This window comes from Klebsiella sp. 2019SCSN059, from assembly GCF_021739525.1.
Lineage (GTDB): Bacteria > Pseudomonadota > Gammaproteobacteria > Enterobacterales > Enterobacteriaceae > Klebsiella > Klebsiella quasipneumoniae.
Genome location: NZ_JAKKOM010000042.1, coordinates 23,150 through 34,299, shown reverse-complemented (window position 1 = coordinate 34,299; position 11,150 = coordinate 23,150). Strand labels below are relative to the sequence as shown.

11 protein-coding genes are annotated in these 11,150 nt (G+C 59.0%); 3 read left to right on the top strand and 8 right to left on the bottom strand.

Annotated elements, in window-relative coordinates; translation table 11 throughout:
* Positions 1-402: 402 nt before the first annotated feature.
* Together purH and purD are read left to right on the top strand one after the other, a co-directional pair.
* On the top strand, positions 403-1,992 hold the full coding sequence (gene purH / locus L2I46_RS26100; RefSeq protein WP_023291607.1) for a bifunctional phosphoribosylaminoimidazolecarboxamide formyltransferase/IMP cyclohydrolase: 1,590 nt from the start codon (positions 403-405) through the stop codon (positions 1,990-1,992).
* A 15-nt stretch (positions 1,993-2,007) separates the two neighbouring features.
* Positions 2,008-3,303 (top strand): phosphoribosylamine--glycine ligase, encoded by a 1,296-nt coding sequence (gene purD, locus L2I46_RS26095; RefSeq protein WP_072421473.1) that lies wholly within the window; start codon positions 2,008-2,010, stop codon positions 3,301-3,303.
* On the opposite strand, the gene zraR is transcribed toward purD, so the two are convergent.
* Together zraR and zraS are read right to left on the bottom strand one after the other, a co-directional pair.
* Positions 3,293-4,624 (bottom strand): sigma-54-dependent response regulator transcription factor ZraR, encoded by a 1,332-nt coding sequence (zraR, locus tag L2I46_RS26090; protein WP_236948321.1) that lies wholly within the window; start codon positions 4,622-4,624, stop codon positions 3,293-3,295. The two genes, purD and zraR, sit on opposite strands and share 11 nt — an antisense overlap.
* Complete coding sequence (gene zraS, locus L2I46_RS26085; protein ID WP_236948320.1) at positions 4,611-6,005, bottom strand: two-component system sensor histidine kinase ZraS; 1,395 nt, start codon at positions 6,003-6,005, stop codon at positions 4,611-4,613. The genes zraR and zraS overlap by 14 nt, the downstream gene beginning before the upstream one ends.
* A gap of 258 nt (positions 6,006-6,263) precedes the next feature.
* Here zraS and zraP point away from each other — a divergent pair, with 258 nt between their 5' ends.
* The gene (gene zraP, locus L2I46_RS26080) at positions 6,264-6,701 is read left to right on the top strand and encodes a zinc resistance sensor/chaperone ZraP (RefSeq protein WP_236948319.1); all 438 of its coding nucleotides are present in this window, start codon (positions 6,264-6,266) and stop codon (positions 6,699-6,701) included.
* Positions 6,702-6,704: 3 nt separating this feature from the next.
* Here zraP and L2I46_RS26075 read toward each other — a convergent pair whose 3' ends face one another.
* The 6 genes from L2I46_RS26075 to nudC form a co-directional block, all read right to left on the bottom strand.
* Entirely contained in the window at positions 6,705-7,400 is a 696-nt protein-coding gene (locus L2I46_RS26075) for a DUF1481 domain-containing protein (RefSeq protein ID WP_032454541.1), read from the bottom strand.
* Positions 7,401-7,412: 12 nt separating this feature from the next.
* Positions 7,413-7,685, bottom strand: a complete 273-nt coding sequence (gene hupA, locus L2I46_RS26070; protein ID WP_002884342.1) for a nucleoid-associated protein HU-alpha — start codon at positions 7,683-7,685, stop codon at positions 7,413-7,415.
* A 186-nt stretch (positions 7,686-7,871) separates the two neighbouring features.
* The gene (locus L2I46_RS26065) at positions 7,872-8,462 is read right to left on the bottom strand and encodes a YjaG family protein (protein ID WP_085551936.1); all 591 of its coding nucleotides are present in this window, start codon (positions 8,460-8,462) and stop codon (positions 7,872-7,874) included.
* A 42-nt stretch (positions 8,463-8,504) separates the two neighbouring features.
* On the bottom strand, positions 8,505-9,176 hold the full coding sequence (gene nfi / locus L2I46_RS26060) for a deoxyribonuclease V (protein WP_023291601.1): 672 nt from the start codon (positions 9,174-9,176) through the stop codon (positions 8,505-8,507).
* A 12-nt stretch (positions 9,177-9,188) separates the two neighbouring features.
* Positions 9,189-10,253 (bottom strand): uroporphyrinogen decarboxylase, encoded by a 1,065-nt coding sequence (gene hemE, locus L2I46_RS26055; RefSeq protein WP_023291600.1) that lies wholly within the window; start codon positions 10,251-10,253, stop codon positions 9,189-9,191.
* A 40-nt stretch (positions 10,254-10,293) separates the two neighbouring features.
* The gene (gene nudC / locus L2I46_RS26050; RefSeq protein WP_023291599.1) at positions 10,294-11,067 is read right to left on the bottom strand and encodes an NAD(+) diphosphatase; all 774 of its coding nucleotides are present in this window, start codon (positions 11,065-11,067) and stop codon (positions 10,294-10,296) included.
* Positions 11,068-11,150: the final 83 nt, after the last annotated feature.

Here is an 11,150-nt window from a genome sequence, read left to right as displayed (position 1 = left end):
TTTTCTCTTCAACCGAACCGGCTGTTTGTGTGAAGTGATTCACATCCGCCGTGTCGATGGAGGCGCATTATAGGGAGTTCTCGAGCGCCCGCAATAGAAAAATGGCAGAAAAATGACTGACTGCTGCATTCCCCAGCAAAACCCCGCTTTATACCTCTTTACACACAGAATTATCCACAGGAGAGCGTCAAAACATGACCGAACGCCCCGCGGATCGGCAGCTATATAGAAGGAGAACCATCGGCCTAAAGAGAAAGATAAAAATTCGCGAGCGTTGCGCAAACGTTTTCGTTACAATGCCGCGCTATGACACGGATGCCCGGTTGGGTGCGTTAGGTGAGTTTTTAGGCAAAAATTCACCTAACGCTCTCTGTAATGTTCAAATCCTGGGGATTTAATACCATGCAACAACGTCGTCCAGTCCGCCGCGCTCTGCTCAGTGTTTCTGACAAGGCCGGTATCGTCGAATTCGCGCAGGCGCTTTCCGCTCGTGGTGTCGAGCTGCTGTCCACCGGCGGCACCGCCCGCCTGCTGGCAGATAAAGGCCTGCCGGTAACCGAAGTCTCTGACTACACCGGTTTCCCGGAAATGATGGATGGACGCGTGAAGACCCTGCATCCGAAAGTACACGGCGGCATCCTCGGTCGTCGCGGTCAGGATGATGGCATCATGCAGCAGCACGGTATCGCGCCTATCGATATGGTGGTCGTTAACCTCTATCCGTTTGCCCAAACCGTCGCTCGTGAAGGCTGCTCGCTGGAAGACGCGGTGGAAAACATCGATATCGGCGGCCCAACCATGGTCCGCTCCGCGGCGAAGAACCACAAAGATGTCGCCATCGTGGTGAAGAGCAGCGACTACACCGCCATCATTAATGAAATGGACGCCAACGAAGGCTCCCTGACGCTGGACACCCGCTTCGACCTCGCCATTAAAGCCTTCGAACACACCGCCGCGTACGACAGCATGATCGCCAACTACTTCGGCAGCATGGTTCCGGCCTATCACGGCGAAAGCAAAGAAGCCGCTGGCCGCTTCCCACGCACCCTGAATCTGAACTTCATTAAGAAGCAGGATATGCGCTACGGCGAAAACAGCCACCAGCAGGCTGCCTTCTATATAGAAGAGAATGTCAAAGAAGCTTCCGTGGCAACCGCTACCCAGCTGCAGGGTAAAGCGCTCTCCTATAACAATATTGCCGATACCGATGCGGCGCTGGAGTGCGTGAAAGAGTTCAACGAACCGGCCTGCGTGATCGTTAAGCACGCTAACCCGTGCGGCGTTGCCGTCAGCGACTCGATCCTTGACGCCTACGATCGCGCATACAAAACCGACCCGACCTCCGCATTCGGCGGCATCATCGCCTTCAACCGCGAGCTGGATGCCGACACCGCGCAGGCGATCATCTCTCGCCAGTTTGTCGAGGTGATCATCGCCCCGTCCGCCAGCGAAGAAGCGCTGAAAATCACTGCCGCGAAGCAGAACGTCCGCGTACTGACCTGCGGTCAGTGGGAAGCGCGCGTTGCCGGTCTCGATTTCAAACGTGTCAACGGCGGCCTGCTGGTTCAGGACCGCGATCTCGGTATGGTCACCGCAGGCGAACTGCGCGTGGTCAGTAAACGTCAGCCGAGCGAGCAAGAGCTGCGCGATGCGCTGTTCTGCTGGAAAGTGGCGAAATTCGTCAAATCCAACGCCATCGTGTATGCCAAAGACAATATGACCATCGGCATAGGCGCCGGCCAGATGAGCCGCGTCTACTCGGCGAAAATTGCCGGGATTAAAGCCGGTGACGAAGGTCTGGAAGTGAAAGGCTCCGCCATGGCCTCCGATGCCTTCTTCCCGTTCCGCGACGGGATTGACGCCGCAGCTGCGGTCGGCATCACCTGCGTTATCCAGCCGGGCGGCTCTATCCGCGACGACGAAGTGATTGCCGCCGCTGACGAACACGGCATCGCCATGATCTTCACCGATATGCGCCACTTCCGCCATTAATTCATGGAGCTGCAGATGAAAGTATTAGTAATCGGCAACGGCGGGCGTGAACACGCCCTGGCCTGGAAAGCGGCCCAATCGCCGCTGGTTGATACCGTCTACGTCGCACCGGGCAACGCAGGTACCGCGCTGGAGCCGTCGCTGCAAAACGTCGCCATCGGCGTCACCGATATTTCGGCGCTGCTGCGCTTCGCTCAGGATGAAAATATCGACCTGACCATCGTTGGCCCGGAAGCACCGTTGGTGATTGGCGTGGTCGACGCGTTCCGTGCCGCCGGGCTCGCCATCTTTGGGCCAACCGAAGGCGCGGCGCAGCTGGAAGGCTCGAAAGCCTTCACCAAAGATTTCCTCGCGCGTCATCATATCCCGACAGCGGAATATCAGAACTTCACCGAAGTTGAGCCAGCGCTGGCTTACCTGCGCGAGAAAGGCGCGCCGATCGTCATCAAAGCCGACGGTCTGGCGGCGGGTAAAGGCGTTATCGTGGCGATGACCCTTGAGGAAGCCGAAGCGGCGGTCAAAGACATGCTGGCCGGTAACGCCTTTGGCGACGCCGGACACCGCATCGTCATTGAAGAGTTCCTCGATGGCGAAGAGGCCAGCTTCATTGTGATGGTCGACGGCGAGCACGTCCTGCCGATGGCCACCAGCCAGGATCACAAACGCGTCGGCAACGGCGATACCGGCCCGAACACCGGTGGGATGGGCGCTTATTCTCCGGCGCCGGTCGTGACTGATGAAGTCCATCAGCGCACCATGGAGCGGATTATCTGGCCAACCGTGAAGGGCATGGCCGCGGAAGGCAACACCTATACCGGTTTCCTGTATGCCGGTCTGATGATCGACAAGCAGGGCAACCCAAAGGTCATTGAGTTCAACTGCCGCTTTGGCGATCCGGAAACCCAGCCGATCATGCTGCGCATGAAATCTGACCTGGTAGAGCTGTGCCTCGCCGCCTGCGCCGGCAAGCTGGATGAGAAAACCTCCGAGTGGGATGACCGCGCATCGCTGGGGGTAGTGGTTGCCGCCGGCGGCTATCCGGGCAACTACAACACGGGCGATGAGATCCATGGCCTACCGCAGCAGGAAGCGGCAGACGGTAAAGTCTTCCACGCCGGCACGAAACTGTCTGACGACCAGCGCGTGGTCACCAACGGCGGGCGCGTACTGTGCGTCACCGCCCTGGGCGATACCGTAGCGCAGGCGCAGCAGCGCGCCTATCAGCTGCTGACCGATATTCGCTGGGATGGCAGCTTTAGCCGAAACGATATCGGCTGGCGCGCCATTGAGCGCGAAAAGGCTAACGGCTAAGTTTCGCCAACAGCGTTTTCCGCGTAATGCCTAACTGACGGGCGGCTTCGGTTTTGTTGCCGCCCGTTTTTTCCAGCGCCGCCAGAATCACCTCTTTTTCGACTTCCACTAGCGGCTGAATCAGCCCCTCCTCGCTCCCGCCTGACGGCAGCGGCGTACCCGCGATCGCCAGCGGCAATTCCCGCCCGGAGATATAGTCCCCGGTCAGTAGCACCACCGCCCGCTCCACCGCGTTTTCCAGCTCGCGAATGTTGCCCGGCCAGGAGTAGTGGATCAGCAGATCCATCGCCTGTGGCGTGAACCCCTTTACCGCCTTACGATTGCGTTCGGCATAGCGTTTGAGAAAGTGCTGCGCCAGCGGCGGAATATCTTCCCGGCGCCGGCGCAGAGGCGGCATCTCAATAGTCACGACGTTCAGGCGGTAATAGAGATCCTGGCGAAAACGCCCGGCGCTTACCTCTTCCGCGAGGTTGCGGTGGGTGGCGGCGATCAGCCGCACATCAACGGCAAGCGTCTGGTTGCTGCCGACCCGCTGCACCTCCCGCTCCTGAATCGCCCGCAGCAGCCGGACCTGCATCAATGGCGAGATATCGCCAATTTCATCGAGGAACAGCGTGCCGCCATCCGCTTCGACAAAGCGCCCTTCACGTCGCCTATCCGCGCCGGTAAACGCCCCTTTTTCATGCCCGAAGAGTTCCGACTCCAGTAGCGACTCATTCAGCGCCGCGCAGTTGAGCGTCACCAGCGGCTTATCACCGCGCCCGCTGCAGGCGTGGATGGCGCGCGCCACCAGTTCCTTACCGGTTCCCGACTCTCCATAGATCAGTACCGTCGCATCCGAAGGGGCTACCAGCGTAATATTATTAAGAAGCGCCTGCATCGCCGGGCTGTCGCCTATCATGCCCCAGCGTGAACTCGCTGCGGCGGGGTGTTCGCCCTCGCTATGCCGGATGTGTGCCAGCGCCTGGACTAACGTCTGCTGTAACGTGTCAAAATCCAGCGGTTTAATCAGATAATCCAGCGCCCCGGACTTGATGGCCTCCACCGCCGTATCGACGCTGGAGAACGCCGTCATGATCAGCACCGGGATCGCCGGGTTATAGGCTTTAATCTCTTTTAACGTCGCGATACCGTCCATCTCCGCCATGCGAATATCGCACAGCACCAGGTCGAAGACCTGCTGATGGATCAGCTCCAGCGCCTGCAGGCCGTTGTGGGCTAATACCACCTGATAGCCCCAGCCGCGCAGCAGCGCCTGCAGGATCGTGCAGTGGCTGATGTCATCATCGACAACCAGAATCTGTACCTTATCGCTGCTCATCTTCCCTCCGTTGAGCATCAATCGGTAGCCAAAGCGTAAATATCGCTCCAGCCCCCGGCTGACTTTCGGCGCGGATCGTCCCGCCATGTTGTTCGATAATATTCTGCACCACCGCCAGCCCCAGCCCGGTGCCGTCCGCTTTGGTGGTGAAATAGGGGGTGAAGATGGCCTGCAGCTCTTCGGCAGTCATCCCTTTACCGCTATCTGCGACGACGATTTTCATCCGCTGACGGTCAGCTTCGCTTGCCGATACGCGAATGACGCCGTCACGGCCAATCGCCTGCATCGCGTTCAGGTACAGGTTCAACAGCACCTGGTTCAGGCGGTCGGCATCGGCGTTGATCGTGGAGAACTCCGGGCGCGGAGTGAATTGCAGCGCGATCCCGCGACTCTGCGCATCCTGGCTGACCAGCTGTAATGAGTGGTGGATAAGCGCGTTGATATCCACCGGCTGATAATTTAAATGCGCGGGCCGGACCAGCTCCAGCAGTTCGCTGACCACCCGGTTCAGGCGGTCGGCCTCTTTGGCCATCACCCGCGCTAACTGATGCGACTCGCCGCCCGGCGGCGTGCGCTCGGCAAAATATTTCGCCAGCCCTTTAATCGACGAGAGTGGATTGCGGATCTCATGCGCCACGCCCGCCGCCAGATGGCCAAGCGCCACCAGTTTCTCTTTGCGGGCCATCGCCTCCAGCAGTTGTTTCCGCGAGCGACGATAGCGGCGGAACCAGAACTGGGCGAGGATCGTTGCCGCTGTCACCAGCGCGGCGGCGCCCAGCATGATGACCATATTCCGCTGCCCGCGGGCCTGCGCGGCATCCAGCTCACTGCTATCAAAGGCGATAAAAATCACCTGCGGGACGGTGGCTTGAGCCAGGGCGCTGTCGCCGCGATTCATCATGCCCCTATGGTGGCCGCGGGCCGGATTGAGCGGGCGAAACTGGCGATAGACCTCCATGGCCGGCTGCGGCTCGCTAAGCCGCCGCCAGCGCGCCTGTTCGCCAACCGCCAGCGCACGCATCTGCGCGGGGCGGTAGAGCGTTTGGCCCACCTGCTGCGGATCGCTGTGAGCGATGATGGTGCCATTGTTATCAGTCACCGCGAACCACAGGACGCCCGGCTGCCAGGCCATCTCTTCCAGCAGGGCCTGCAGCTGCGCGTGATGCATCCGCATTCCCATGCCGACGCGCGTGCCGGACTCCAGCGCGCGGATCAGTACGCTCCCCTTCTCCTCAATAGTTTGTCGGGCGGCGGTCGTCTCACGACCGTGATCGCGGACGATCATCGCGGAGAACAGCACCACCAGCAGCACCACCGTACCGGTCAGCAGCCAGCTCAGCGCGCCAGCGGCAGCGTCCCGGGAAAAAGGTTTGATCTTCATCGGCGAGTCCTTGTCATCTCCTTTTCGCTATCAGCAGGATCTTTCAGCAGAAATCATGCCATGTTTCCGCACGGCCAAACCTGCTCTCAAACATATCGCCTGCGCTTTAGCGAGTAAAAATGACTCGCCGGTCCCGGGCAGAACGGGTCATTTTTACTCGCCTTCTCTGCCACGGCCTCGGCAGACCTGTTCGGACGGGCTTTTTCAGGCTGGCATGGAAGATGCAATACCGGGAGAAACCACACAGGAGAAAATGCCATGAAACGGAACCGTAACTTACCTCTCGCCCTCGTCACCCTTGCCGCGCTGACCTTCGGCAGCAACGCGGCCTGGGCCAACCACCACTGGGGCAACAATAACGGGATGGGCAACCAGGGCTACAGCCAGCTGACCCAGGAGCAGCAGGCTACCGCGCAAAAGCTGCATAACGACTACTATGCGCAAACCAGCGCCCTTCGCCAGCAGCTGCAGTCCAAACGCTATGAGTACAATGCGCTGCTCACGACGCAAAAGCCGGACAGTGGAAAGATTGAAGCTGTCGCTCAGGAGATGGAAGGCTTACGCCAGAAGCTGGATCAGCAGCGGGTGAAGTTTGATGTCGCCCTGGCTGAGGCGGGCGTTCCCCGCGGCGCAGGTATGGGATATGGCGGCTGTCGCGGTAGCGGCGGCGGTCATATGGGCATGAATCACTGGTAAAGGTTAGAAGCTTTTTTCCGTCGGCTGCCAGGTGCAGAAGTTTTCATTGGCCACCAGCAGCAGTTGAGAGCCTTCCGGCGCCTCAAGCCAGGCAATGCTCACCGCGGCGGAAGCGTGGCTCTGGCGGCGTTCAATGTGCGCCAGCGCCCGACTATCGAGGTCGGGCGTCATCGTCTGCCCTTCGCAGGTCAGGACGGTATGCGCGGCGGCGTTCCAGCGCCCCTGACGCAGGACGACACGACCCTGACGGAGGGCGTCGCTGGTCTGGCGGATCTGCTCGGCGCGATAACGGTACAGCGCGACCTGGTCGCTGGAGAGCTGCTGCTTCTGCCCGTCAACTTCCCGCTGCATAAAGCTCAGATCGCCCTGCGCGTCGAAGCGGGCGCGAATATGTTCCGGCGGCTTGCCGTAGACATTGAGTTCAATAAGCGTCAGCTGATCGCCCTGCCAGCGATATTCGCTGGTCGAGGTGTCCCCGTGACGCCACGGGCTGAAGGCGGCGAGAAGATGGACTTCATCGCCAGAATCTTTACGCCAGATACGCATCGCCCCCTGGTTGTCCGCATAACCGCTGGCGGTAAACGGTGGTAGCGACGCGTTATGGCTGCAGGCAGTTAGCAACAGGATGCCCGCCAGCGCCAGAGGCCGGCGCCAGACAGACAAAAGGGGCTTAATAGCCCCTTCGATAAAACTGTTCACTGCCACGCGGTCTTACTTAACTGCGTCTTTCAGTGCTTTGCCAGAAACAAATGCCGGCACGTTAGCTGCAGCGATTTTGATCTCTTTACCGGTCTGCGGGTTGCGGCCAGTACGCTCAGCGCGGTGGTTCACTTTGAAGGTACCGAAACCAACCAGTTGAACAGCATCACCTTCTTTCAGAGACTCAGTAATTGCAGCCAGGGTAGATTCCAGGGCAGCTTTAGCCTGTGCTTTGGACAGGTCAGCTTTGTCCGCAATTACATCAATCAGTTGAGTCTTGTTCATAAGTTATCCTTACAATGTGTTTATCGCTTGCTAAGCATCGAGTGCGACGGAAATGCCAAAAAAGCACCCTCCTGCATACACGCACCGATAGCCACTTTTTTTCGCCCTCCAAATGTAGACCAGACGGGGGGCGGAATGGAAGCCTTCAGACGCTACAATTCAGGCGGTAAATCACGTTTTCTGGTCTCACTGCTGAAAATTTATACCAATATTGCTCTCGCCGGCCTCACGCAGGTCCGCGCGCAGGCCTTTTATCAGCTCAAGGTCACGCTCTTCGCAGTCGGCCAGCAGGCGGAAAATTTCCCACTGAATGTCCCATTCCTGCTCTACCGCCGGGTTCGCTTTCAGCTCTTCGTCGGTCATTTCGTGGCCTTCCTGGGTCATTTCCAGCATCGCCACGGTGGTGATGGAGGTTTTGCTCACCTCGATCGCGTGTTCGAGCGTTTCGCCGCTCAGACGGGAATGGATCAGTTCGCTCAACGCCACGCAGGCGTCTATGGCCGGATAAACACCGTACAGGTCGAAATCATCTGCCGCCGGGATTGCCTCTTCCAGTTTCTCCAGCTGACTGTCGAAATTCACCTTCGCATCTTTGACCGTCAGCGTTTCCCAGATCAGATCCAGGATACGACGGTACAGCTGGCCGTCGCCAAACTCGGTTTGCTTGCAGAACATCGCGTAGTTGGGGTACATACGCTCGCACAGGCAGGCCATAAAAGTGACATGCTGCCAGCTTTCCAGCTTCTCCAGGCGCAGGTGAATCGGGTTTTGTAACATGATGAATTCTCGAAGTCAGAAATTAGGCGCAGTGTACCTGAATCAGCTGTGATTTGCTTGCCAACGCACAAATGACGGACGACGGGACGCCACCGCATCAGCCCAGCGCGTCGGCTCGGGCAGACGATAGCCTCGCATGCAGCGTTCGACCCACATTAAGGCGCTGTCCATGCCCACCCGGTGGCCGGTGCTAATAAACAGCGGGTTGCAGCGGACTTTACTGCGCCAGACCCAGGCCAGTTGTTCATTTTTATCCATCAGCGGGGCCAGCGCGCCGGGGGCATCACCCAGTTCGCCGATTTTTCCACACAGCCGTTTTTTCGCCACCCCGATGGTCGGCACGTCGATCATCAGGCCAAAATGGCTGGCGACGCCCAGCCGCCGGGGATGGGAAATACCGTGCCCGTCAACAAACAACAGGTCCGGTTTTTGCGAAAGCTGCTCCCACGCCGCCAGCAGCGCAGGCGTTTCGCGAAACGAGAGAAAGCCGGGAATATAGGGCATGGAGGTGGCGACGCGCGCCACCTGATACTCCACCAGCTCCAGTTCAGGCCAGGTCAGCAGCACCATCGCAGCTCGGGTGACCTCCCCTTCCTGCTCAAACCCGACATCCGCACCGCCGATCAATACTGGCGGGTCGCGATCCAGTCGATCCGCCCGCTCTACCGACGCGGCTAACTGTTGCTGTTGGATACGGAGTGCGGCTAAATCCATATGGCTGATCTCCTACTGGTGATAGGGTGCGGAAAGACGATGCACCGCTTCAACAAAGACGCCCGCATGCTCAGGATCAACGTCCTGATGGATGCCGTGGCCGAGGTTAAAGACGTGGCCTTCCCCCTGACCAAAGCCGGCGAGGATGGTCGCGACTTCTTCTTCAATACGCGCGGCGGGCGCATAGAGCATGGACGGATCCATATTGCCCTGCAGCGCGACTTTGTTGCCCACGCGACGACGGGCATCGGCAATATCGGTGGTCCAGTCGAGACCCAGCGCGTCACAGCCGGTCTCCGCCATCGCTTCCAGCCACTGACCGCCGCCTTTGGTGAACAGCGTCACCGGCACGCGGCGGCCTTCGTTTTCCCGCAGCAGGCCATCGACGATTTTATGCATGTAGTAGAGGGAGAACTGCTGGTAGTCGCGGCCGGTCAGCACCCCGCCCCAGGTGTCAAAAATCATCACCGACTGCGCGCCGGCTTTGATCTGCGCGTTGAGATACAGGGTGACGCTCTTCGCCAGCTTATCCAGCAGCGCGTGCAGCGCCTGCGGGTCGGCGTACATCATCTTTTTGATGACGGTGAAAGCCTTGCTGCTGCCGCCTTCCACCATGTAGGTCGCCAGCGTCCATGGGCTACCGGAAAAACCGATCAGCGGCACTTCGCCTTTCAGTTCGCGGCGAATGGTGCGCACGGCATTCATCACGTAGCCCAGTTCCTGCTCGGGATCCGGGACTGGCAGCTTGTCGACGTCGGCTTTGCTTTTCACCGGCGAGGTGAAGCGCGGGCCTTCGCCTGCCTCAAAGTACAGCCCCAGCCCCATGGCGTCCGGGATGGTCAGGATGTCCGAAAAGAGGATCGCCGCGTCCAGCGGGTAACGACGCAGCGGCTGGAGCGTCACTTCGCAGGCCAGCTCGGCATTTTTACACAGCGACATAAAGTCGCCCGCTTGCGCACGGGTGGCTTTGTACTCCGGTAAATAGCGGCCCGCCTGGCGCATCATCCACACCGGGGTGACATCAACCGGCTGACGCAGCAGCGCGCGCAGGTAACGATCGTTCTTCAATTCGGTCATTTTTACATTCCTTTAGCGTTGATACGCCCAGTGTAACATGTCACTCGAACTCTGCCCGACACATCGCGACGGTATCTTCGATAAGCCGGCGCGCCACCGTCCCCGGCGGCGGCAGAAGCGGCAGATCGTCATAGCGGTACCAGTCCGCGCTGAGTAACTCTTTTTTATCCACCACGATATCGCCCTCCGCGTAATCCGCCATAAAGGCAGTCATCAGCGACTGCGGGAACGGCCACGGTTGAGAAGTCACGTAGCGCAGATTTTTCACCCGGATACCGCTCTCCTCCATCACCTCACGGGCAACGGCCTGCTCGAGGGTTTCGCCGACCTCGACGAACCCGGCCAGCACGGTGTGTACCCCATTGCGATGTCGGGTATGTTGCGCCAGCAGGATCGCATCGTCGCGACGGATAGCGACGATAATGCACGGGGCAATTTGCGGGTAGTAACGTTCACGACAGTGGCTGCACAGCATCGCCCATTCGCTTTTACTGGCATGCATCGGGTGACCGCAGTAGCCGCAAAATTTATGCGATCGATAAAATTCGGCGAGCTGGATCCCCCGTCCCGCCAGCTGAAAGAGTCCCGGATCCTGATCCAGCACCTGGCGTAACGATCCCATGTCATGGCGGCGATCCTGGCGCACCATCCACACCGGATCGCCCTGCCATTCGCCGATATGCAGCGCATGCTGGCCGACAAGATCGAAATTAACCGCTTCGCCATGTGGTAATTCTCCACCTGGCAACCATAATTTTTGTTCGTGACTGACAACCCACCAGCCGCGATCTAATTTTTCAATAATACGATCCATATCTATTGCACTACCTTTGCTTCACTGGCATGTTGTTAACATTATATTTACATTTTTGGTGAGCAGATTTAAATCAAAACTAG